This window comes from Pyxidicoccus caerfyrddinensis (assembly GCF_010894405.1).
Lineage (GTDB): Bacteria > Myxococcota > Myxococcia > Myxococcales > Myxococcaceae > Myxococcus > Myxococcus caerfyrddinensis.
Genome location: NZ_JAAIYA010000006.1, coordinates 331,522 through 353,300 on the forward strand (window position 1 = coordinate 331,522; position 21,779 = coordinate 353,300).

A 21,779-nucleotide genomic window follows, 5' to 3' on the forward strand; every position below is an offset into this window, starting at 1 on the left:
GCGGGGGGCAGGGCACTCGGGCCCGGGCGGCGGGGGGCGTCCCTGGCGAGTCGCGTTGCCACCTGGCGACTGGAGTCGCCACCCCGGCCTCAGTTCGCGTCCAGCCCGTGCTTCTTCATCAGCTTGCGCAGGTAGAACCGGTCGATGCCGGCCTCGCGCGAGGCGCGGGAGAGGTTGCCCTCGCACCGCTCCATCAGGCTCCGGAGGTAGTCGCGCTCGAAGCCCTCGATGAGCCGCTCCTTGGCTTCCTTGAAGGGCAGCTCCAGTCCGGCCGAGCCCGCGTCGACGGAGTGCCCGAGCGGGTCCGGGGTCAGCTCGGGCAGCGTCTCCTCGCCCAGGTTCACCACCTGCTCCACCACGTTGCGCAGCTCGCGCACGTTGCCCGGCCACGGGTACTGGGCCAGCAGCGCGCGCGTCTGCTCCGACAGCGCGCCCGGGGGCTTGCTCATGCGCCGCAGCACCGTGTCCACCAGGAGGGGAAGGTCCTCGGGCCGCTCGCGCAGGGGGGGCAGGGTGACGCGCAGCACGGCGAGCCGGTGGAACAAGTCCCTGCGGAACTTGCCGGCCTTCACCGCGGCTTCCAGGTCGACATGCGTGGCGGCGACCACCCGCATGTCCACGGTGCGGTAGTCATTGGCGCCCACCCGCTTCAATTGGCGCCGCTCCAGCACTCGCAACAGCCGGGGCTGGAGCTCCAGCGGCAGCTCCCCCACCTCATCCAGGAAGACGGTGCCCCCGTGGGCCCGCTCGAAGGCGCCGGCCCGCTCCCCATGGGCTCCGGTGAAGGCCCCCTTCACATGGCCGAACAGCTCGGACTCGATGAGCGAGGGCGCCACGCCGGCCAGGTCGACGATGACGAACGGGCCCTGGCTGCGCCGGCCCTGCTGATGGAGCGCCTCGGCGCACAGCTCCTTGCCCGTGCCCGTCTCGCCCTGCACGAGCACATCCGCGTCCCCCGCCGCCAGTCGCTCCAGCAGGGTGAACAGCTCGCGCATGGGCCGGCTGTCGCCCACCAGCGCGCCAAAGGACTCGCGCGCGGAAGGCGGGATGATGCGCTCGCGTGACTCCTCCGGCACCAGCTTGAACTCGGTGGTGCCCACCTGGAGGACCGCGCCCACGCGGACCTCGAGCTCGGAGAAGCGCATCTGCTCGCAGAAGGAGCCATTGCGCGAGCCCGCGTCCACGGCCCGCACGCCGTCCTCACGCACCTCGAGCCGCAGGTGCTGGCGCGAGACAGTCTTGTCGCTCAGCGCAATCTCGCACGAGGGGGACGAGCCAATCCGGTACTGGCCTGGCTCGAGCGGCACGCTGCGGCCCACGTCGGGCCCGGAGATGACCAGGAGCTTCAGGCGGATGCGCGTGGGGCCGCGCACCTGCTCGAGCGGAGTGGTCTCCGACCCCGCGAGCTCCTCATCTTCCTCTGGAGGCACCGATGCCAAAGCGCCTGGAGGCTAGCACACGCGGTGTGCCCGGCACCCGCGGCGAGCGGAGCCCGGCACTGCCGCTCAGCAGGGGTCGCCGAGTATCTTCTTGCCGATGCCGGGCTGGCGCAGCTCCGCCCGCATGACGCGCGCGAAGACGCGCTGGTCCCTGGGGTAGGGGCTGGACTGGAGGAGCTCCAGGACGTGGAGGGCCTTGGGCTCTCCCTTCCGCTTGAGCCACAGCAGCCGGCCCGCGAAGTCCTCCGCGGAGAAGCGGTCCGGGGTCACCGGTCGGCTGGAGCCGTAGCGCATCGCATCGCGGCCGATGCTGGCCAGGTCCATGGAGAAGTTGCCGTGCGACCCGAAGCCGATGGGGCTGACGGAGCTGACGACGGGGCGCACCTCGCGGCCGCCGTAGTCGATGCCGAGCTTGAAGTCGTTGCGCGCCTCACGGCGGGCCATGATGCCCATGGGGCCGTCGTTCCGTCCCGGCGTGTCCAGCCGCGCGGGCTTGGGTGTGACGGCGCCGGTGCCCTTGGGGATGTTGCGGGGCTGGGCCACGGGGATGAGCATCCCTCCATCTGGCGGCGCCCGGTTCACGAGGCCACGGAGCCGGTTGGGAGACAGCACCTGGGGCCCGTTGGCCATCGGATTCGAGATGCGGTACTTGCCGTCGGGCGTCATCCCGCGCACCACGATGTAGTGCGCGCTCCGCTCCCCCGTCTTCGCGTTGACCGACTCCACCTGGGCAATGAGCTTGTGGCCCTGACGCAGGTGCTGTTGCAACTGGGTGTCCGAGTAGGAACCGGACAGCGCCGGGCCGCCCAGGGGGAGGTTGACGCGCTCCAGCATCTTCGTCAGGTCCTGGGGCGACGTCCCGTTCCGGGACACCAGGCCCTCGGAGAGCTCCTGGATGAGCCGGGCATCACTCAGACCGGGATACCTGTTGGCCCCCCGGGCGAGCATCGCCACCACGGCGGGGCCGCAGAAGGAGGCTCCGTTGACGTAGCCCTCGTTGGCGCCGTCCGGGCGGAGCTGATTGATGTGGGGGATGTTCAGCCAGTCGCGGCCCTTCGCGCCGCCCTTGCTCGAGGCGGCATTCTGCGTCGCGGACGGCTGGGTACCTGCACGGTGAACGCCCACGGGTCCGCTCCTCTTCGCATCACTCCACCCAGGTATTGTCTCGAGAAGGCGCACAAGGTTGCCTGCCGCGTGTACGAGTGCGCCTGGACGTCCTGGCGTCGGGGGTTTCCCGTATCCGGCCGCTCAGGAAATCTGCACCCCCGGCGCCATCGACATCTTGAACCAGAGGTGGAGCGTGGTGTGTCCGTTGGCGGGCAGCTCCACCTTCCACGTGACGAAGCCGTTCTCATCGAGCACGGGCCCGCCGGTGGTCTTCTTCGTGTCCAGCTCCACCTTCACGTGCTCGATTTCCGCCACGGGGATGCGCTCGGTGACGGTGACGGTGCGTGCTTCGCCGGACAGGTTGGACAGGTAGATGAGCCGGTGCAGGGTGTGCTCGGTCCACTTGCTCACCGCGTCCACCTCCTCGCGGTGCTTCTTGTCCTCGCGCTGGATGCGGATGGCGTCGTCCGGGCCGAAGCTCAGCTCGAACTTCTCCTGCGGCGCCACGAACAGCGTCTGCGTCCAGCCCACGAAGCCGTTGTCGCGCAGCAGCTCCACCGGGCCCGCCAGCACCGGACTGACGGAGGTATTGCGCGCCACCGCTCGCAGGAACGCCTTGGACTCCAGCTCCGGGAAGGCCACCAGCTCCGAGCGGGCCGCGTCCTCGAAGGTGAACAGCGGCACCACGTTGGGCCGCCCGTCCGAGGGCACGGTGTTCTTCCCGGGCGCTTTCAGATTTCGCGTCTCGCCGCCGTCGTCCACGCCCGGCAGGTCCACGGTGGCCGGCGCGGAGCCCTTCGCGGGAGCGCTGCCCAGGCCGGCCTTCTGCACCGCCACCTGCCGCGCCTGCACCAGCACCGTCTCGTTCTTCTTCTTCACCGTGAGCAGGTCGTCGCCCAGCAGCGGCGGCTCGATTCCCAGCGAGGAGCGCGCCGTGGAGAACTGGAGGTCCACGTCCTTCCAGTCCTCACCCGTGTCCTGCCACACCGCCGCGGACGCGGTGAAGCGCACCTGCCCGCCCTCCACCAGCCGTGCCGTGTGCAGCGGCCGCCACATGGCATTGGGCACCACGTAGTCGATGCGGACCTCCACCTCGCCGTCGGCGGTGGCCAGCAGGTCCGCCTCCAGCCAGGACACCACCTGGTGGTCCACGCGGTCCATCGCCTGCCGCTGGCGCGCCACCGCGGTCAGCTCCTCCGACAGCCGCTCCATCGTGAAGCTGGCCTGGAGTGCGTCCTCGCGCAGCTGGCGCGCCCTGCGGAACATCGACTCGAAGGTGTCCTGCCACTGGGCCGCGGTGCCCATGCCCCAGCCGGCGTCCTCGGGGATTTCGCCGGCGCCCAACTCCAGCATGTTGCCCACGCGCTCGAAGCGGAGCCTGCCGCGCACCTGGTCCTCGAGCACCTGCCCGTACTCGCGCTGAAGCGCGCGCAGCCGCTCCTCCAGGAGGCGGGCCGCCTCGGGCTTGTCCGCGGTGCGGATGCGAAGGGCCCGGCGGAGGCGGGCGTCCGCCACCCGTGCGGGGCCGGAGAGCACCTCGGCGCGCAGGGACACGTCCTGCAGCACGGGCGCGATGCCCGGGAGCACGACACGGTTCTGCCCGGCGCGCACGCGCACGGTGCCCTGGCGCGTCACCTGCGCGCGGTCCTCCAGCAACGTCACGCCGCGCACCGGCGCGTCCAGCCGCGTGGCCCCGGTGGGCAGCGGGGGTTCCTGACGCTCCACGCCCTGGGTCTGAATCTCGGTGCTCATGTCAGGCCTCGCGGCGGTTGCCGCCCTCGAGCTCGTTGTTGGCGTACAGCTTCACCACGTACTGCGCGGAGAGCTGCTGCGTCTGGTTGGCCGGCACGGTGAGGCGCCAGCGCCGCCCGCCCTCCAGCGCCTTGGCGCCGCGCTCCTGCTGCGTGTAGGGCTCCCACGCGGGGGTGACGGTGCCCTCTTCCACCACCACCTCCGCGTCGGGCGCGGGCTGGGGAATGCGCTCGCGGACCTCGCAGGTGATGTCCCGGTCCAGGTTGTTGGCCAGGTCGATGGTGAGGTCGTGCCACAGCTCCGTCGTCGCCACGATTTTGGAGCCGCTGCGCTGCTCGCGGTAGCGGGTGTTGCGCGCGCAGCGGATGGCCTGCTCCACGCCCAGGCCCAGCTTGAAGTTGCCGCGCGGGGCCACGGTGGGCAGGGTGGTGGACAGCACGTACTCGCCGCCCACGTACACCTCGGCGGGGCCGGCCAGCATGGGGGCGGGCAGCGGGTTGTTCACCTCGGCCTGACGGTAGACGTTCGAGTCCTCCCGGGGCACGGCCACGTAGAGGACGCTGGCGTCACCGGTGCGCGCACCCAGCGCCACGGAGTGGAAGACGCCGTCCGAGGGGACGTCCACGGTGGCCTCGGCCGTGTAGCTGAAGTCGAAGCGGCTGGAGGCGTTCCGCACGTCGGCGGTGCCGCCGGGCAGCGGCGTGGAGGCCATGCCCTGGGCGCGTGCCTCCGCCCCGGCCACCGCCGCCATGACGTCGAACGTCACCTCCACCTGGAAGCGCGCCAGCGTCTCCAGGTAGAAGCGCCGCGCGTCCATGGGCTGGAGCCGGTTGCGGTGCGCCCCGTCCGATGCGGGGGCGAGCCGCAGGTGCGTGAAGACCACCGCCTCCAGGCCGGCCTGCGTGGGCCCGGCGCCATAACCCCCCGAGGCGGGCCCGCCCCGGTCCATCTTCTTGGACATCTCCTTGCGGCGCGCGGGTGCCCCGGCGGATGCGGGCATCATGGACCTGCTGGGCGCGGGAGGAGGAGGGGCCATGGGGCCGGCGGCCACCGCCATGGGCTCCTCGGCCATCTCCTCCATCTCCGCGTCCCGCTCCGCGAAGGCCTTCATCGACGGGGCGGCGAGCCGCTCCACGCCCCCTTCGTCGGCCATGACCTCGCTCATGAAGACGTCCGGGTCCGACGGGACGGGGGGCTCCAGGCTCTCCAGGTCCATGGGCGAATTGAGGGTGGGAAGCGGGAAGGGCGAGGGCGTGGGCAGCGCGCGCAGCAGCGCCTGCTGGTCCCGGTCGAAGTCGGAGAAGAGCGAGGCGGCGCCCTGCGGCGGCGGCCGGAAGCCCGCGCGCGCGGGGGGCGGGGGCTGCGCGCGGCCGATGCGGATGGAGGACAGCTCCGGCAGCTCCGTCCAGCTCAGCGGGGCGGCGGTGGAGAGCACCAGCTTCACCCCGCTCCAGTCCTCGCCCGAGTGCTGGCCGATGAGGGCGCGCATCACCAGCTCCATCTGCCGGCAGTCCCGCGTCAGGCGGCACTGGTAGCTGGGGGCCCAGCGCGCGCCGGGGACGAAGTACTCCACGGAGAGGCTCGCGCGGGAGAGCGCGGCGCCCTGGTAGCGCAGCTTCACGTGCACGGACTTGTAGAGGTCCTGGGCCGTCACCTGCCGCGCGGTGGAGGCCAGGGCCAGCCGCTGCTCGAGGACGGCCACTTCCTCGCGCAGCGTGCGGAGCTGCTCGCCCAGGGCGCGCATCTCCGCGAGCCGGGCCTGCGCCCCGTCATGGGTGAACTGCTCCAGCGCCATGCGCGCGCCCAGCGGCGAGGCCGGAGGGGGCTTGCCCTCCTCGGGCTTCGGGCGCGGGGGCACGGTGATGCCACCGAAGACGTTCAGCTCCCACTGGCGCTGGCGGATGTGGCTCTCCACCGTGCGCACCTGCTGCCGCAGCGTGCGAAGCGCGGCCTGGTCCACCGTCTCCAGGGGCGCCTCGCGGGGCGGCAGCCACAGGCCCACGCGCACGTTCGTGGCCGTGACGTCCGCGCCGTCGCCGCCGGTGGACAGCACCCGCACGCGCACCGTGGGGTCGAACAGCGCCAGCGGCAGCCGGGGGATTTCGAGCTCCCCGGGCGCGCGGCCCTCGGGGCAGTCCAGCGTCAGCAGCCGCGTCACCCGCGCGCCCTGCTGGTAGAGCGTCACGGTGTCGATGCGGGATTCCACGACGGGCATCGGTGCTCCCGGTCAAAGGTGGGGCCGAGGGCTCACCGCCCGTCAGCATGCGCCCACTTTCTTCCGGAACGGTCCGTGGCCACAAGGTGACGCACGGCGCTTCGCGCTCGGTCAAGGTGGGCAGTATGTCGAAAGACGCCCATGCGCGGCTGCTCGGCCTGCCTTGACCCCGGAGCGGCGTCGGGTGGTGGAACCGCTCTTTCGGTATGGTGGGAGATTCCGGCACCTGGATGACCTTCGGTCCAGGGACCGGCTGACCCAATCTCAAGGAGACCTGTCATGCCTCGGAAGTTGATTCGCTGGGTGTCGGCTTCGTGCTTCGTGTTGGCGCTCTCGGCCTGTGGTCCGGCGGAGACCCAGGAACAGACGCCTTCGACGGTGGATGAAGTCGAGCAGAGCATCGGCTCGACGCCTTCGTGCACCAGCTCCACCACCGTGGTGGGCTTCATCCAGTCCAAGACGGACTGGGCCGCGGCCTGTGGCAACTGCGCCACTGTTGCGGGCGGAGGCTTCGGGCTCCCGGGCACGTACTACGAGCGGTGCTGCCAGCAGCCCCGCAGCGGCGACGGCCCGACGACGTGCGGGAGCTGGAAGCTCATCAAGCCCGTCTGTTCCGCCTGCTCGCCACTCTGATTCCGCAACGCGGGCCCGCGGCCTGATGTTGCCCGGCCGCTCCGAGTCCTCGTCGGAGCGGCCTCGAGCCCGCCTGACTCCGCGTGGCGGGCAAAGGATCGCTACCTGGGCTCGCGAGGTGACGACAGGCTTCGTCGTGTCCCCCAGCTCGGCCAGCCCTCGGGCAGCCCTAGCGGCGTGCCCCGATACACCGCGAGGTCCTCCGACGGCGGTGACACGAGCGTGAGCCACGGACACGGCGGGAGGGGGAGGTCCACCGTGCAGACGAGAATCTCTCGCGTGCGCGCGATGGGCTCCAGGTCGGCCATGACCTTGGCCAGTCGCTCTCCGTTGAAGGGGCAATACAAGAAGAAGACCGAGCCGATGACCATGTGGCCGGCGAGTGAGGCCGCATCGCCCTGGACGAACGAGACGCGCGAGAGGTTCAAGCGCCGGGTGAGCTCACGTGCCGCGAGGACGAGCCCGGGCTGAATCTCGAGCCCAATCGCCGAGGCTCCCGTCAGGAGGTGTACGAGCGCGGCGGCCCGGCCCAGGCCGGCGCCAACATCGACGAAGACGTCTGATGCCTGGACGCCCGCGAACTCCACCAGTCGGAGCAACGCATCGACAGGGCAGGGCAGGTAGGGAACACAGCCCGGTGGCAGCTCGGGTCCATCATCGGGAAGCGCGTCGAGGCCGAAGACCTGATTCACCCACGCATCCCGCTCCAGGGGAGGAACACCGAGGAGGGCCGAGCGGAAGCCTGCCGGGGACACCTGCGCGTTCATGAGCAGGGATTGAATCAACTCGGCGCTCGCGCGGTGAGTCTCTTCCATGCGCCCAGTATACGGGAGGTGCCCGGGAGTGACGCCACCCGCCTCAGGCTCTCGCCACCAGTCGGGCCTCGTGACGCCCTTCTTCGGTCCAGCCCTCGGTGTACGAGACGCACGTCAGCCCGTGGAGCAGCCCGGGCAGCTCACCGTCCTCCAACAGGAAGCGGGCGGAGGGATGCGCATGCCGCTGGAGGTTGCTCCGGGTGGGCTGTGCGAAGACGAGCAGCCCGCCAGGCGCCAGCACCTTCGGGAAGCCGGCGAACAGCGGCCGCCAGAGGAAGTTCAGGCAGAGCACGACATCGAAAGGTCCGGGCGGGAGCGGCTCCACCTCCACGTCCAGACGCTGCGTCCGCAGGCCCACGCCCGCTGCCCGTGCATCCTCGGAGGCCCGCTCCAGCGCCACCTCCGAGATGTCCAGCAGGGTGACGTCCAGGCCCCGCCTCGCGAGCCACAGGGCCTCCCGTCCGGTGCCTCCCGCCACGTCGAGCGCACGGCCCGTGACGGGAAGCAGGTCCGCGAGCGAGCGCAGGAAGGCGGAGGGCTCCCGGGCTTCCTGCGGCTCGCGGTAGCGCGTGTTCCACCGCTGCCGGTCTTCCTCGGACATGGTTGTTCCTGGGTAGATGGGGAGTACGGAACCTCCGCCTACCATGTCCGAGGCGACGGAAGGACGCTCAGGGCTTGCCGAGGTTCGTCCAGGTGTTGGTGGCGGGCTCGTAGCGCTCGATGGTGTCGTCGGGGTTGGTCGCGAAGAGGAAGCCGTTCGAGCCGAAGATTCGCGTTGCCGGCCCGTGGATGGAGTTCCACTGCGTGCCCGCGTACTTCATGACCCACGAGCCATCCGGCCGCAGCCCGTAGACGTTGGCGCCGGTCGCGACATAGCTCCTGCCCGTCCCGCCGATGGTGGTCCACGTCGAGCCGCCGTCGTAGCGCTGGATGGCGTTCTTGACGTTGGTGAGCCGGTACATGCTCGTGCCACCGCCGATGAGCTCACTGGCGCCCCCACCGACGATGGACCAGCCGGTGCCCGAGCCGCTCCAGCGCGCGACGTAGTCGTCCTGCCAGAGGCCGATGCCGAACACCTCGGTGGTGGTCGCGGCGAAGCGGGAGCCGGGCCCGCCGATGGTCGTCCACACGCCCGTGGTGGCGTTGTAGCGGACGACGTTGCCGGTGGTCGGGTCGGTGCCGCAGAGGGCGCCGGCGCACGCGAAAATCTGCCCGGCCGGGCCGCCGATGGTGACCCACCCGGTGCCCACGAACTTCACCGGCGCGCCGCGGCCCGGAGCCTGCCCGTAGAGCGTGTTGCCCACCGCGACGAAGGCCTGGCCCGGGTTGCCCACCAGCGTCCATGCGCTGGCGTCGCGCCGGTAGAGGTTGCCCGTCGAGCGCTGGCGGGCGAACACCGTGCCGCTGGAGGTGGCGAGCACGTTGGTGGGCGCTTCATAGAGGGACTGCGCGCCTTCCACGTCCCACTGCGAGATGAAGTTCAGCGTGCGGGATGGGTCGAGCCACCCTCCTTCGGACGGGTAGTGCATCGCGCCGCGGCCGTCGTAGCAGGTGAGGGGACGGTAGCTGCCGGTGGTCACCATGCCGCAGCCCGACGCGGTGTCGTGCTCGTGCACGAAGCCCAGCGCATGGCCGAACTCGTGGGTCAGTACGGCAATGAACTCCGCATCGGTCCATTCGTGGGTGGGGCCGAGCTCCAGGTACCGGGTGGGCCGGGAGTACGTGGGGAAGCCCATGCCGGCCGAGAGGCCCGTGAAGGCGAAGTTGCGCTCGACGTTGTATTTGACGCGGGTGTTGCTGCGGTTGCAGGTGCTCGAGTCCTCCGCCACGACGTGCACGAAGCGCACGTTGGCGGCGGCCTCCCAGCCCGAGGCGGCGCGCTGCATGAAGTCGACCACGCGGTCGTACTCGGTGCCGAAGTCGCTCGGTCGGATGCAGTAGGTGATGTTCCCGCGGTCGGTCCGGTTCCACGCCGCGTCGGCTCCCCCCACGCGGAAGACGGAGAGCGCGTTGGGGTTCTCGGTGAAGTCCTGCCAGTACTGGCGCACCGCCGCCAGGTCGGGCATGCGCATGTCACCCTCGACCAGGAACTGGCCGTCTCCAGTGGGGACGACGTGCTTCGCGCGCCAGGCCTCGAAGGAGGCCGTGGTGTGCTCTGCGGTGGAGCCGAGGTGGTCCGGGTCCTGGCCGGGCTCGGCCAGCTCCGGTCCGCAGCCGCCCAGCAGCATTGCCAGCGCCGCCGCGCCAATTGCCGCCGTCCGACTTCCGTGGTGTCGCGTGTGAGTCCTGAGCTTCATGTGAGCATTCCCCCGCGCTTCGAGGCTGTGCCTCGGCGCCGTGTTCTCGATGTGCCCCTGCGAATCGAGAACGAAGGGGGCGCGCGATATTCCCGCCACCGTGGCGTGCCCACGACCCGCCTCACCCCGTGCGGCGCCGCCGCGAGGACTTGCTCCTCGGCCGGATGTCCGAGATGGCGCGTCGATTCAGGGGGACCTCGAGGCGATGAGCGAGCCACTGCCCCAGGTGGTCGATGAGCTCCGGCTGCAACCAGTCTTTCTCCAGCCTCACGGGGCCCGTGGACGTGTGCAGCCACAAGGAGAACGACTCCCCAGAATCCTCGGACTCGTCCTTCCGCACCTCGAGCGACTTCGCGCGGTGGCTCACACGCTCGGGACGTCCAATCCGGTACCGGACCCTGTCGAGGACTCGCGGCCGGACCTGCCACTCCCACCGCGACTGGAAGGAAGGCCACGCCTTCAGGCCCACCCAGCCCGCGAGCCCCGCCAGGGCCACCGCCAGCAGCGGTCCCTCCACACTGGCTCCGTCGATGCCCTGTCGCCACATCACGACGGCCGCTGACACCCCGAGCAGGAGCGCCACGCCGCCCAGCACCCAGGCGCGATCGCTCGGGTCGCCCCGGCGGAGGCGAAGCGCCACCCCTCCCCCGGGAACCGACACCGCTTCGCGGTCCTTCGGGACGCAATCCGAGAGCACCGCGGGCGTGCCGCCCAGCTCGGAGCGTCCACGCAGTCGCTCCCGCAGCTCCTCGAGCTCCGACACTGTTCCCAGCGACGCCAGCACGACGGTCCTCCCGGTGTGCAGCAGCGCCATGACGTCCCCCACTCTTTCGGGAAACGCCGCCACGTCGGAGTACGGCAGGGAGTGCACCTGGCTCCAGGGGACCCGCCACCGTCGCCACGTCACGCTTTTCGAGTCCATCGCGAGCTGGTCCTCGCCCAGGACCGAGCGCAGCAGGAACCACGCGAAGCGGAAACCCACCCACATCCAGCCCGTCAGCACGGCGGCCAGCAGCAGTCCACCGAGCACCAGCCCCACGGCCGGGACATTCGTCATCGATTGCCGGCTCCCCATGGGCACGGGGTCCACGAGCACCTGGAGCACCGCGACGAGCACATCCATCATGACCTTCGCGCCCGCGACGCCAATGGCGCACCAGACGAGCAGAAGGACACCATGCCCCAGTCGTCTCTGATTGGGGGTCCGCAGCCGCGTCTGCCAATCTGGCTTCCCCCTTGCGTCAGCCATGTCCCGCTCCCTCCCGCTCGTGCTCGACGTTCCACTGACTCGAAAGGCTCGTCACCACTCAAGCGCGCGGGCCCCGGACGGAAAGTACGTCACCGCATTGTCACCCGGAAAGGAGCTCCTGGCCGGTCGGGTACCGGGGGGCGTCAGGTGAGGTCGGAGGGTTTGCTTGTCACGGATGGGACTTTACGACGAGGGTGCCGACGATGAAGTCATGGAGACACCGGCACTTCCAATCTATGCTCAGCGCAACCCAGGGAGAAATCGATGCAAGTTCATATCTTCAGAGGTCCGGGACGCGTCTTCGGTTTCACTCGGGATGAGGCAGGAACAAACCTTCCTTCCCGCTACGCGCCATGGACCCCTTTCAAAGTTGTCGAGATGACGAAGGGGAACGTGACGCCGGGGGTGAACGCCGACGAGTGTTTGAATGACATCGAAACGCACGGCTATCATCTGACCGATGCCCACGTGCGGATTACCGAGGACAAGCAAGCCTGACGCAATGCCGTTCACTTCAGGTGCGGACGCGACGTAGCGGCCTGCGGGAGCGTGCTCGTCGGACCGGGCGAGGACGACATCAACGGCAGACCAGATGTCCAGAAATCACGAAGTCTGATATAGGCTGGACGCCCTTCGATTGCGAGGGGTCTCCCAGGAGAGCGCATGCGAGTGATGCTGGTCATCGGCGTGCTGTGTGGCGCAGTGGGGTTGCTGAGTGGATGTGGCGGCACTTCGATGCCCGAGGAGGAGTCGTCCCCACTCACCACACGAGAGGATGCCATCAACGAATGCAACCTGGGCGCGCCTCAAGGGTCGAGTTGCCCCGGTGGCGTCTGCGTCTACGCTGACTACCAGTACGCTCCGGGATGCCGTCCCTTTTGCAACGTTGTCGATAGTCCCTGTCCGTCAGGTGGACGCTGCTGCCCGGGCATCATGAGCCCGGACGGGCAGCTGACGCGGAACTACTGCATGCTGGCCTACCTCCCATGCACCAACGAGTAGCCCGGTTGCGATGCTGCTCACTGAGCTCGCGGCGAGAAACGCTCGCGAGCCCAGCGCGAGGAGCGAGCAGCACCAGCGATCACATTCTCTGAGAATGCGTCGGTTCGCGATGGCCACCCCGGTCCTTTGAGGGGCCGGGGGCGGCATCCAGCGTTCGAGGATCGTGAGCGGTGGTCTGGCGGGCGTGCAACCCGCGTGGGGCACACGCCTGTCCTGGGCCCTGTCCGCTGTGCGGCGGGGGGCGTTGTGGACGTATGGGCAATTGCTGCCTGGCGCCCAGCACCTACTGGGATGCTCCACCCAGCGGGAGCCGGAGGATGAGCGGCGGTGCCAGGGCAGCGCCGTCGCGAAGCCGACCCTCGTCGTCGTAGTGCTCCCACTGGCTGTTGGCGACATAGCGCAGCTCATCGCCGACCACCGCGCCGACGGTGGGCTGGTCCGCCTCCGGGAGGTGACGGTCCAGCAGCTCCACGGCCCGGATTCGCAGCGGGTCCTCGTCGAGCCGCATGCGGATGACGCGGGCGGGCTGGAGCCCGTTCTGGATTCCGATGAGCGTGTCGCCGTGACGCGCGAGCCCGTCGATTCCGAGCACCGTGGCGCCTCCGGCGGGCGGCGTGACCTCCGAGACCTTCCGGCTCGCCCTGTCCACGGCCAGGATGCCGTGGGAGTAGTCGGCCACGTAGAGCCTGCGGCCGTCCGCGCTCTCCGCCATCCCTTGCGGCGACCGGAACAGCGGGTCGCTCGCGAAGACCTCCAGCGTGTCGCCAGTCACAGGCACCCGGTAGAGCACGGGCTGCTGGCTGTCGGAGACGAACACCTCTCCATTCGAGGTGACCTGGATGTCTCCTGGCGCATGCGGCCCCGCTCCGGCGGGGAAGCCAAGGCGCCGCTGGAGCCGGCCTGACGGGAGGTCGAAGGCGTGAACCCAGGCGAGGTTCTCATCCGCCTTGGCGAAGCCCTGCATCTGGGGAATGGCGGCCGACGTCACCCACAGCGTGCGCCCGTCGCGCGACACGGCCACGGCGAGCGCCGCCAGCACTCCGTCCTGGCCCGGGGGCACGACTTGCGTGGCCCGCCCGTCGCGCCCGACGCGCACCACCTTGCGGTGCCTCACGCTGGTCACGTAGCACGCCTCCCCCCGTGCATCGCAGGCGATGCCCTCGGGGAAGAAGTCCGCCTCGTCGAGCCGGAACGCCACGCGGCTGTGTGCCAGCGGCTCCAGGTTCCGGGCCAGCCGCTCGGCGGCGGCGCGGACGGGGGCGGAGTCGAGGACCTTGGCGAAGCTGTCATCACGCGTGAGGTCGACGCCCAGCCCGAGGTCGGCACTCACGTCGAGCCAGCGCGCGGTGGCGGTCGCGTCGCCAAGGCGGGCCGACAGCGCGGCGAGCCCGTAGGCGTAGGCAGCCTGGGTCGGCCATGCGGCCTGCGCCTCCGCCGCGAGCGCGTGGGCCTTCTCGAGGTGTCCCTCGCGACGGGCGGCGGCCGCTTCCCTCCAGCGCGTCCGCGCCAGGTCGGCGCGCGTCCGGGCCGAGGGAGGCGCACCCGGCTCGGTGGCGGACGCGCCAGGGGCAACGGCTTGCGGCGCGCCTGCGTCAGCAGCGGTGTCGGCCGTGGGTGCCTGGGCCCCACTCGCGCCGCCTCGGCATCCGACGAGCAGGAGGAGGACGAGGCCCGTGAGTGGAAGGCAGCGGAAGGACGCGTGAGGACAGTGAGCCTGGCGCATGGAGGTGCCAACGATGAAGGGACGCGGCATGCACGGCAAGAGCGCCCCCTGTGAGGGACTCGCAATCCCGACGGTGCTCGGGCGTAATGGTGGCTCCACCCCAGGGAGAACGATGAGCCGCTACTCGCTCGAGCAGTTCGTGCAGGAGACCGCGCAGAAGGACCAGAACCAGGGCGTCTTCGAGCTGGAGTCCAAGTACATGCTCGAGGTCAACCTGCGCGGGCGGGTGTGGACCAAGACGGGGTCCATGGTGGCCTATCAGGGCGGCGTGAAGTTCCGGCGCGAGGGCGCCTTCGAGCACGGCTTCTGGCGCTGGTTCAAGCGCTCCTTCACCGGCGAGGGAACCAATCTCACCAAGGCGGAAGGCGTGGGGCGCGTGTACCTGGCCGACTCCGGCAAGACCATCTCCATCCTCGGACTGCAAGGCGAGGCGGTGAGCGTCAACGGCAACGATTTGCTCGCCTTCGAGGACACCATCCAGTGGGACATCCGGATGATGCGCCGCGTGGGGGCGATGATGGCCGGTGGCCTCTTCAACGTGCGCCTGGAAGGGACGGGGATGGTGGCCGTCACCAGCCATGGCCAGCCGCTCACCCTGCGCGTCAGGCCGGGCAAGCCCGTGGTGACGGACCCCAACGCCACCGTGGCCTGGTCCGGCAACCTGGAGCCCGAGCTGAAGACAGACATCAACCTCAGGACGCTGGTGGGCCGAGGAAGCGGCGAGGCGTTCCAGATGCACTTCGAGGGTGACGGCTTCGTCGTCGTGCAGCCCTACGAGGAGCAGGGCCCCCAGGCCCGCGGACGCTGAAGCTCCGCGGTGACAGGAATAGGAGCGGCGGGCCGGAGGCGGCTCACCGCAGGAGCAGCGTGCGGATCCGCTGGGCCACGCGCTCGGCGGACGGCGGGTCTTGGTTCGACATCACCGCGACGGTGTAGCCCTTGCCCAGGTAGATATCGAGCTTGCTGTTGATGCCCGGGAAGCCGCCTCCGTGGCCGATGATGCGGGCTCCCTGGAGCTGCTCCTCGAAGAAGCCGTAAGCATACCTGGTGTCCTTGTCCTCGGGACGATGCTGCACCTTGCCCGTGGTCACGAGCTGCGTGGTCTTGGCGCCAAGCAGCTTGTTCGCCTGGAGCGCCTGGGAAAAGCGCCACAGGTCTTCGACCGTCGAGTACCCGCCTCCGGCCGGGCCTCCCTTGACCATGTGGAGGTAGAGGTTGTTCCAGTCCCGCTTGCGGCTCTCCTGCTCACCCGGGCCCTGGCTCGTGTATCCCACGGCGAGGTTTGGCGGATCGCGGTCGAGCTCGTAGCAGTCCGAGTTCGTCATGCCGGCGGGCTTGTAGATGTGCTCGCGCACATAGTCGAAGTAGCTCTGTCCAGAGGCCTTCTCGATGAGCAACCCCAGCAAGAGGAAGCCGGAGTTGCTGTAGCTGTAGCGCGCCCCTGGCTCGAACTTGGGGGGCTCATCCATGAACAACGGGAGGAAGTCCTTGGGTTCGCGCAGGCGGCTCTTGTCCGTCGCGGCGTACTTGTCATTGAAGAAGCTGCCGAGCCCGGACGTGTGGGTGAGGAGCTGATGGACGGTCACCTTCTCGGCGACAGTCTTGTTCGGGTAGTCCGGCAGCACCTTCCCCACCGTGTCCTGGAACGACAGCTTTCCGGCCTCGACCAGCTGCGCGATGGCAATGGCGGTGAACATCTTGTTCATCGAGCCGAGGTTGAACTTCGTGTCCAGCCGGTTGGGCACCTGAAAGCCTCGGCTCGCCAGGCCAAACGCCCCTTGGTAGATGAGCTTGTCCTCCCGCGCGATCAGCACCGTCCCAGAGAAGGCCTCCGCCGCGGCCAGCTTCTCGACGTAGGCCTGCGTGGCCCTGGCCACCTCCTCGTCGCTCAGCGGACGGCCGCTGTCGCCCGCGATGGGCTGGAGCTTCACGGCGGTGATGCCGTGCGGCGCCTTCGCCTCGACATCGACCTGCAGCCGCACCGATTCACCGGCCAGCTTGTCCTTCGCCACCAGGATGACCGTGCGCTCGCGCGACGACTCCACCTTCTGGAGGGGCAGTCCTTCCGTGTTCATCCACAGCTCGCCGTACGTGCCAAGGTGCTGGTCGGCGGGGCGCTGGGTCAGGGCCGCCTTCGCGTAGTGCTCCTGGATGAAGGCGAGCATCTTGGGGCCGTCGCCCTCGTTGAACACCTGGAGCAGCGCCGCGGCCTGCCGTCCCGCGGGTGTGCCCGGCAGCCCGGCTGGCGCCTGTGCGCGTGGAGCGTCCGCCGCCCGCGCTGGCGCCGCCACGAGCAAGGCGAGCGTCGCCACCATCACCACCACGGGACGCAGCAATGATTGCTTCGGAAGTCGCATCGGTCTGTCCTGTTGGAAGACGGGTTCCAGCCTTGGAGAGCCGGTCCGCGCGGAAATGATGCGCGAGGCACGGCTTCTCCTGTGCAGCATGACAGCACCATGACGAAGAAATGGGGCGCCCATGGCACGGGCCCTCCCGCGGTCGCCGGTCGAAGTTGGATGGATGGAGCAGCGGCCCGCATGCCGGGCCCTCCTCGTGCTCGAGCTGTGTGGCTATCCGCCGTCCGCGCGGTGTGTGGGACCCGAAGTGGCGGGACGCGGGGGCCCGTAGGCGGGCACGTAGCACGCGCCCCGGTACACATAGGCGCCGTCGTCACAGTCGTTCATGTCTGTGATTGACAGCTTCCTCCAGCAGCCGCCATTGATGGCCACCTGCTGCCTGCCGAGACAGCGGCCCTTGGCATCCGGGCGGCGCTGCCCGGGTACGGGGCTGGGGGGCAGGTTCTCGGAAACCGCCGACCACACGGAGGGCGCTCCCTCAGGCGCTTCTGGGGCTGTCAGGGCGGAGTCTCCCACCGCCACGGTGCCTCCATCCTTCGAGGCGTCCTCCTCCGCGAGCAGCCTTGTCACGGGCGTCTCGGCGGCCAGGGCGCTCAGCAGTCCTGCGGCGCACAGTGCCAGTGCGCCTCCCAGTCTCGCGGCGGTGAACCCGTACCGCCTCGCCGCGCGAGGAGGTGGCCGCACGGTGACGCGCTGGAGAGGAGGGAAGAGTCCCGCGGGCCGGGGCTCGTCTCCCGTGAAGAGGGGCGCATCCGCCTCGGGCCCCGCCTTCCATGCGGCCTGCTCCAGCGCTTCCGCCACGTCGCGCGCACTCCCCCGCGCTTCGGGGTCGGGCGAGAGCATCCGCGACACCTGGGCGCTCAGCTCCTCGGCGCAGCGGACATTGCACACTCGCGGGAGCCAGGCGCTCCGCGCTTCCGTGCGCCAGAGCCAGGCGTCCTTGTCATCCGGGTGGGTCGAAGGAGGGTACTTCCCGGTAATCAGCCGGAAGGCGGTGACGCCCAGGGCGAAGACGTCATCGGTGGGCCCTGGCGCATACGGAACGGCCGGGGGCCTGCGGGAGCGGAGGGCGAAACGCCAGGCCTCGGGCGCGCGGTAGGCCGAGGTACCGGGAGGAAACGGCTGCCACGTCAGCGTGGCGGCGCCCAGGTGGTGTCCGGAGCCGAAGTCCATGAGGAAGGGCTGGCCGTCCGCGCGCCGGACGCGCACGTTTTCGCCCTTCACATCACGGTGGAGACCTCCCGCCGCATGGGTGGCCTCCAGGGCCCGAGCCAGCCGCGCGAGGACCTGAAGCACCTGCCGTGAAGAAGGACGCTGCGCTCGCGCCCAGTCATAGAGCGTTGCGCCCTCGACCAGCTCCATGACCAGCCAGGCGTAGGATGCTCCCTCTCGGCCTTGCCATTGGCCGTGGTCCAGCAGGCGGGGGACGGCGGGGTGGTGGAGACGGGAGAGCAGCTCGGCTTCCCGCGCGAAGCGCGCATCCCCGGGGTACAGGGCCAGCTTGAGGGCCACGAAGCCCGCCGCCTCCCCCGGCCCCACGGCGCGATAGACGACTCCGTAGGCGCCCCGGCCGTGCGGCTCCACCACACGCCACGGCCCGATATGCGTCCCGGAGGGCAGACTTGCCGGATTCAGGTGGCCTGGTTCCATGAAGTGCCTCGTGAGGAGGTACGCGGTCTGCTCCGCGTACCACGAGACTGCTCGCGGGGTCGGCAGGTTCCAACTCGAGCCTCAAGCGGAGGGCCTGCTCGCCATCGACACCGCCGGCTGCACCCGGCCACAGTGACGCCGAGCCGTTCTTCAGCGCGCCTCAATGCGTTCGATTGCTCGCGTTGCGTCCGCCCCCATCGCTGGGTGCGTCTTCATCGCGCGCAGCGCATCCAGCGCTCCCGATGCCTCACCACCCATGAGCCCGAGCGTGATGATCGCAAGCTGGCGTCGTGCCACGGCCGCGGAGTCATCTCCAATGAAGGCCGCCAGCGCGGCCGCACTGATGGGGCCTCCACTTCGCAGCGCGAGCCAGATGGATTCCGTGTCACCGAGCTTCCGTGCGAGCGGCGCGTAGTCGGGTACATATTCCGGAGCCAGGACACGCCCTTTCGGCGAGAAGTGAATGAGTCGTTGATTCACCTCGAGCTCCAGCACGCTGAAGTCTCCCCCTGGACGTTCGAGGCGCCGGGTGATGACGAAAACCGACGGTGACGGAATCGACTTCGTGTCGAGGAACACCACGTAGCGGCGCTGCGCATCGTCGAGTGACAGGCTGTGCGAAGTCCGCCGTGCCTCGGTCACCGCCAACCGCTCATCGAGCGTCCGTGGGTACGAGATGCGTGTCGCGGGATTTTCTTTCGGCGGAGGTTGGGCGACCTGCTCTTGCGCCAGCTTCAAAGCCTGCTCTGGCCCGAAGAAATCGCCAGACTCGTCGCCGTACGCAATGCCGTCGGTGAGCGAAGCGAGCACACCCCACACGGCCACCGCACTCGCGAGCTGATTCGGGTCGGTTCTCGTCACGAGTGAAACGACGAGCTCCTGCTTCGCCACGCGCTTGCGGACCTTCGCCTCCAGCTCCGCATCAGCAATCGACTCGACCAGCCATTCGAAGCCCGCGGCGTAACCCTGGAACGTCGCCGGCCAGAACCCACTGTCGTCGCGAGTGTTCCACTTGGGGTCGAGTCGGAGGGCGATCTTCGCCTTCCCGAGCGCCTCATTGAGTTGGGCCGCGGTCGGCAGTCGCCCTGTGCGCAGAAAGACGGAGTGGGTGACGGACATGCTCGGGTTTTCTCCTTGGACTCCGGAACCTGTCAACACGGATGAGACAGTGGGTTCATGAGATGAGAGCCCATCTCAGAATGGGTGTGGATTCAGTCTCGCCGCCGACGCCTCGCCACGACGGCGGGCATCGGCCGGCGCCGCCCGTGCTCCATGAGCCAGGGCGTCAGCGGGTGCTCCCGCAGGGCCTCCACCATCCGCGGGAGGAGCTGGTCGCGCACGGCGTGCGCGAGGTCTTCGACGTCGAGCCGGTCCTCGGTGGGCCACCAGTACGCCGTCATCGTCCCGGGGCCCTCCTGGGCGATGATGGCCCGCAGCCCGCGCTCGAGACTCGTCCTGGAGAACGCGCGGGCCTGCGCACCCGTGAGCACCGAGAGGGCCTCCTGGAGGGCCAGGAAGACGCCGTCCACGTGCACGCCGTGCCTGCGCGTGCGCACCGATTTGACATACGAGTACACGCCGCCCTCGGCTTCACACCACTGGAGCGCGCACCGGACGCGGAAGCCGTCCCACGGGACGTCGAAGGCCAGCGGCTCGGGATGATGGAGCGGCACGTCCCCGGTGAGCTCCCGGAGCCGCTCAATGATGCCTCCGGCGCAGTGCAGCCGCGTGCTCTCTCCCGTCCGGTGGTCCGTGAAGAGGACGCGCAGCCCGGGAGCGAGGAACGCCATTTCGCGGCAGCGGCGCGAGAGCTTCTTCGCGTCGAACGTCGTCGTGTCGAAGAGGGTGGCGTCAGGGACGAGGCGGATGCGGATGCCCTTCTCGGCCGCGATGGGCAGCGGCTCCGCCGGCTGGACCTCCCGGGGCTTTCCCACGGGACGGCCCTCGATTCCAGACAGGTGCCACTGACGCGCTCCGTCCCACGTGTCCACCTCGTAGCGGGACGAGAGCGCGAGGGCGACGGGCATGCTGACGCCCCAGCCCCAATCATCCAGCATGCTGTCCCAGCCCAGCTTCAATTCCATCCACCGCGAGGACTTCTGCCCGGTGCGTCCCAGCACCGCCTCGGCCAGCTCCGCCGGGGACGCGGAGCGTCCGGTGGAGAAGACGGAGAGGGCGCCATCCGCGCCAACCTCCAGCGTGAAGTCCCGGCAGGTCCCCCGTCGCGCATCCGACCAGGCCCCGTCCAGCATGGAGCAGGCGAGCTGGTGCAGCCCATTGGCGCCCGTGTCCCCGACGACGCGCCCCGGCTCCATGCGGTTGGCCAGGATGTTGAAGTGGTCCGACACGTTGCCCTCCGTGACCCGCGTTCCTTCCTGATGCCAGTCTACCCGCCGGTCGGCCGGCCACCTTCGCTGGTGTGCGCCTGGCTGGAGCGCTGGCTCCGCGGCCAGTCCGTGTAGGGAACAGTGCCGCGAGACGGCTACGACAACGGTGGCCGGACTCCCTCATCTCCATTGCACATGCAACACGCATGACGGAAAGCGCGGGCGTCGCTGGCGTCCAGGTCGGAGGGACACGCAAAATCAATCGTCCCCCTTCCGACAGGAGACACGACGATGATGCGTCTTTCGCTGAAGAAGTCGTCCCTCGCCGCCCTCTGCGCCACCTCGCTGCTCGCCGGCTGCGGCGGCGCGCCTCAGGAAAGCAACGAACCGGAGACGCCGCGGTCCGGACAGGTCACCGCGCAGCAGTACCCGGACTGCGACCCGGCCTACGACTGCTCCGTCCCAACTCAGTACGTGGCCTGCTTGGACGGGATGATCATGTTCGCCTGGGCCACGCCCGAAGGCGGCTACTGCATCCAGCGTGGCGTCTGTGCCAGCCACGGCGGCCCCACCGTCTGTCCGTTCGAATAGACGCAGGGCGCCGCTTCGTTCGAGGATCCGGCCCATGGGCTTCGAATACGTGATTGCCGGTCGACGTGCGCTCCCTCCTCACGAGGGAGCGTGGGTCTACGAGCTCGAACACGACGAGGACGGGGACGAGGACGACGAGGACGACGAGGACGACGAGGACGACGAGGACGACGAGTTCAGGGATCGGTTCGACGAAGGCTCGCTGCAGTCCTGCGAGATATTGCCCAAGGGCAACGATGAGTTCCTCGCCGAGGTCGAGCGCCTGGTGGGCTTCGTGCCCGCGGTCGTTATCGCGATCGATCCTGCGGCATGGGAGGTGAGTACCCTTGTCGCGGAGGTGCTGGCGGAAGCGCTCGACGGCGTCATGTACTGCGACGGAACGGTGAACGAGTTCGGTCTGGAATATGTGCCAACGGCGGCCGCGTCGGCTGTGTCCACGATCGATGAGCTGGAGGCGCGAATCTTCGCCGCCTACGAGGATCCCAAGCCGTACGTCACCCGCAGGGCGGAGCGCTGGGCGGCCAGACAGGCCGAAGCCGATGCGCGCGATCCGGTCGGAGCCGCGAAACGAGCTGCGGAAAACGACTGGGGAGATGTCTGACCCAACGCAGGGCGCGCGCCG

General features: G+C 69.5%; 18 protein-coding genes. 5 read left to right on the top strand and 13 right to left on the bottom strand.

What is annotated here, in order from left to right; all coding sequences use genetic code 11:
• Positions 1 to 89: 89 nt before the first annotated feature.
• The 4 genes from G4D86_RS16760 to G4D86_RS16775 all read right to left on the bottom strand — a co-directional run bounded on the left by G4D86_RS16760 (position 90) and on the right by G4D86_RS16775 (position 6,513).
• The gene (locus tag G4D86_RS16760; protein ID WP_163994838.1) at positions 90 to 1,430 is read right to left on the bottom strand and encodes a sigma 54-interacting transcriptional regulator; all 1,341 of its coding nucleotides are present in this window, start codon (positions 1,428 to 1,430) and stop codon (positions 90 to 92) included.
• Between the two features lie 75 nt (positions 1,431 to 1,505).
• Positions 1,506 to 2,564, bottom strand: coding sequence for a papain-like cysteine protease family protein (locus tag G4D86_RS16765; protein WP_163994840.1), 1,059 nt, complete (start codon positions 2,562 to 2,564; stop codon positions 1,506 to 1,508).
• A 123-nt stretch (positions 2,565 to 2,687) separates the two neighbouring features.
• Positions 2,688 to 4,298 carry a mucoidy inhibitor MuiA family protein gene (locus G4D86_RS16770; protein WP_163994842.1) on the bottom strand — a complete coding sequence of 537 codons (1,611 nt, stop codon included), beginning with the start codon at positions 4,296 to 4,298 and terminating at the stop codon, positions 2,688 to 2,690.
• A 1-nt stretch (position 4,299) separates the two neighbouring features.
• Positions 4,300 to 6,513: a mucoidy inhibitor MuiA family protein gene (locus tag G4D86_RS16775; RefSeq protein ID WP_163994844.1), complete on the bottom strand. Its 2,214-nt coding sequence runs from the start codon at positions 6,511 to 6,513 to the stop codon at positions 4,300 to 4,302.
• A gap of 279 nt (positions 6,514 to 6,792) precedes the next feature.
• On the opposite strand from G4D86_RS16775, the gene G4D86_RS16780 reads away from it, so the two are divergent.
• Entirely contained in the window at positions 6,793 to 7,146 is a 354-nt protein-coding gene (locus tag G4D86_RS16780) for a hypothetical protein (protein WP_163994846.1), read from the top strand.
• A gap of 101 nt (positions 7,147 to 7,247) precedes the next feature.
• Here G4D86_RS16780 and G4D86_RS16785 read toward each other — a convergent pair whose 3' ends face one another.
• From G4D86_RS16785 to G4D86_RS16800, 4 genes are all read right to left on the bottom strand, one after another.
• Complete coding sequence (locus G4D86_RS16785) at positions 7,248 to 7,961, bottom strand: class I SAM-dependent methyltransferase (protein ID WP_163994848.1); 714 nt, start codon at positions 7,959 to 7,961, stop codon at positions 7,248 to 7,250.
• Positions 7,962 to 8,004: 43 nt separating this feature from the next.
• Positions 8,005 to 8,562 carry a class I SAM-dependent methyltransferase gene (locus tag G4D86_RS16790; RefSeq protein WP_163994850.1) on the bottom strand — a complete coding sequence of 186 codons (558 nt, stop codon included), beginning with the start codon at positions 8,560 to 8,562 and terminating at the stop codon, positions 8,005 to 8,007.
• A gap of 67 nt (positions 8,563 to 8,629) precedes the next feature.
• Positions 8,630 to 10,258, bottom strand: coding sequence for a M57 family metalloprotease (locus G4D86_RS16795; protein WP_163994852.1), 1,629 nt, complete (start codon positions 10,256 to 10,258; stop codon positions 8,630 to 8,632).
• 121 nt (positions 10,259 to 10,379) lie between these two features.
• Positions 10,380 to 11,507, bottom strand: a complete 1,128-nt coding sequence (locus tag G4D86_RS16800) for a hypothetical protein (protein WP_163994854.1) — start codon at positions 11,505 to 11,507, stop codon at positions 10,380 to 10,382.
• A gap of 264 nt (positions 11,508 to 11,771) precedes the next feature.
• On the opposite strand from G4D86_RS16800, the gene G4D86_RS16805 reads away from it, so the two are divergent.
• Positions 11,772 to 12,005, top strand: a complete 234-nt coding sequence (locus G4D86_RS16805) for a hypothetical protein (RefSeq protein WP_163994856.1) — start codon at positions 11,772 to 11,774, stop codon at positions 12,003 to 12,005.
• Between the two features lie 787 nt (positions 12,006 to 12,792).
• On the opposite strand, the gene G4D86_RS16810 is transcribed toward G4D86_RS16805, so the two are convergent.
• On the bottom strand, positions 12,793 to 14,262 hold the full coding sequence (locus tag G4D86_RS16810; RefSeq protein WP_163994858.1) for an SMP-30/gluconolactonase/LRE family protein: 1,470 nt from the start codon (positions 14,260 to 14,262) through the stop codon (positions 12,793 to 12,795).
• Between the two features lie 82 nt (positions 14,263 to 14,344).
• Here G4D86_RS16810 and G4D86_RS16815 point away from each other — a divergent pair, with 82 nt between their 5' ends.
• The gene (locus G4D86_RS16815) at positions 14,345 to 15,040 is read left to right on the top strand and encodes an AIM24 family protein (RefSeq protein WP_163994860.1); all 696 of its coding nucleotides are present in this window, start codon (positions 14,345 to 14,347) and stop codon (positions 15,038 to 15,040) included.
• Positions 15,041 to 15,083: 43 nt separating this feature from the next.
• On the opposite strand, the gene G4D86_RS16820 is transcribed toward G4D86_RS16815, so the two are convergent.
• The 4 genes from G4D86_RS16820 to G4D86_RS16835 all read right to left on the bottom strand — a co-directional run bounded on the left by G4D86_RS16820 (position 15,084) and on the right by G4D86_RS16835 (position 20,587).
• On the bottom strand, positions 15,084 to 16,589 hold the full coding sequence (locus tag G4D86_RS16820; protein ID WP_163994862.1) for a serine hydrolase: 1,506 nt from the start codon (positions 16,587 to 16,589) through the stop codon (positions 15,084 to 15,086).
• A gap of 213 nt (positions 16,590 to 16,802) precedes the next feature.
• Positions 16,803 to 18,239, bottom strand: coding sequence for a serine/threonine protein kinase (locus G4D86_RS16825; RefSeq protein ID WP_163994864.1), 1,437 nt, complete (start codon positions 18,237 to 18,239; stop codon positions 16,803 to 16,805).
• A gap of 150 nt (positions 18,240 to 18,389) precedes the next feature.
• Positions 18,390 to 19,358, bottom strand: a complete 969-nt coding sequence (locus tag G4D86_RS16830) for a hypothetical protein (RefSeq protein ID WP_163994866.1) — start codon at positions 19,356 to 19,358, stop codon at positions 18,390 to 18,392.
• 92 nt (positions 19,359 to 19,450) lie between these two features.
• Positions 19,451 to 20,587 (bottom strand): DNA topoisomerase subunit B, encoded by a 1,137-nt coding sequence (locus G4D86_RS16835; RefSeq protein ID WP_163994868.1) that lies wholly within the window; start codon positions 20,585 to 20,587, stop codon positions 19,451 to 19,453.
• Positions 20,588 to 20,857: 270 nt separating this feature from the next.
• On the opposite strand from G4D86_RS16835, the gene G4D86_RS16840 reads away from it, so the two are divergent.
• Together G4D86_RS16840 and G4D86_RS16845 are read left to right on the top strand one after the other, a co-directional pair.
• Entirely contained in the window at positions 20,858 to 21,157 is a 300-nt protein-coding gene (locus tag G4D86_RS16840) for a hypothetical protein (protein ID WP_163994870.1), read from the top strand.
• Between the two features lie 34 nt (positions 21,158 to 21,191).
• The gene (locus tag G4D86_RS16845; protein ID WP_163994236.1) at positions 21,192 to 21,758 is read left to right on the top strand and encodes a hypothetical protein; all 567 of its coding nucleotides are present in this window, start codon (positions 21,192 to 21,194) and stop codon (positions 21,756 to 21,758) included.
• Positions 21,759 to 21,779: the final 21 nt, after the last annotated feature.

Excerpts from the sequence above, each read along its gene's own strand:
- G4D86_RS16795 (WP_163994852.1), bottom strand. The coding sequence starts at position 10,258 with ATGAAGCTCAGGACTCACACGCGACACCACGGAAGTCGGACGGCGGCA.
- G4D86_RS16780 (WP_163994846.1), top strand. The coding sequence starts at position 6,793 with ATGCCTCGGAAGTTGATTCGCTGGGTGTCGGCTTCGTGCTTCGTGTTG.
- G4D86_RS16845 (WP_163994236.1), top strand. The coding sequence starts at position 21,192 with ATGGGCTTCGAATACGTGATTGCCGGTCGACGTGCGCTCCCTCCTCAC.
- G4D86_RS16790 (WP_163994850.1), bottom strand. The coding sequence starts at position 8,562 with ATGTCCGAGGAAGACCGGCAGCGGTGGAACACGCGCTACCGCGAGCCG.
- G4D86_RS16820 (WP_163994862.1), bottom strand. The coding sequence starts at position 16,589 with ATGCGACTTCCGAAGCAATCATTGCTGCGTCCCGTGGTGGTGATGGTG.
- G4D86_RS16800 (WP_163994854.1), bottom strand. The coding sequence starts at position 11,507 with ATGGCTGACGCAAGGGGGAAGCCAGATTGGCAGACGCGGCTGCGGACC.
- G4D86_RS16825 (WP_163994864.1), bottom strand. The coding sequence starts at position 18,239 with ATGGAACCAGGCCACCTGAATCCGGCAAGTCTGCCCTCCGGGACGCAT.
- G4D86_RS16810 (WP_163994858.1), bottom strand. The coding sequence starts at position 14,262 with ATGCCGCGTCCCTTCATCGTTGGCACCTCCATGCGCCAGGCTCACTGT.
- G4D86_RS16785 (WP_163994848.1), bottom strand. The coding sequence starts at position 7,961 with ATGGAAGAGACTCACCGCGCGAGCGCCGAGTTGATTCAATCCCTGCTC.
- G4D86_RS16815 (WP_163994860.1), top strand. The coding sequence starts at position 14,345 with ATGAGCCGCTACTCGCTCGAGCAGTTCGTGCAGGAGACCGCGCAGAAG.
- G4D86_RS16805 (WP_163994856.1), top strand. The coding sequence starts at position 11,772 with ATGCAAGTTCATATCTTCAGAGGTCCGGGACGCGTCTTCGGTTTCACT.
- G4D86_RS16840 (WP_163994870.1), top strand. The coding sequence starts at position 20,858 with ATGATGCGTCTTTCGCTGAAGAAGTCGTCCCTCGCCGCCCTCTGCGCC.
- G4D86_RS16770 (WP_163994842.1), bottom strand. The coding sequence starts at position 4,298 with ATGAGCACCGAGATTCAGACCCAGGGCGTGGAGCGTCAGGAACCCCCG.
- G4D86_RS16775 (WP_163994844.1), bottom strand. The coding sequence starts at position 6,513 with ATGCCCGTCGTGGAATCCCGCATCGACACCGTGACGCTCTACCAGCAG.
- G4D86_RS16830 (WP_163994866.1), bottom strand. The coding sequence starts at position 19,358 with ATGTCCGTCACCCACTCCGTCTTTCTGCGCACAGGGCGACTGCCGACC.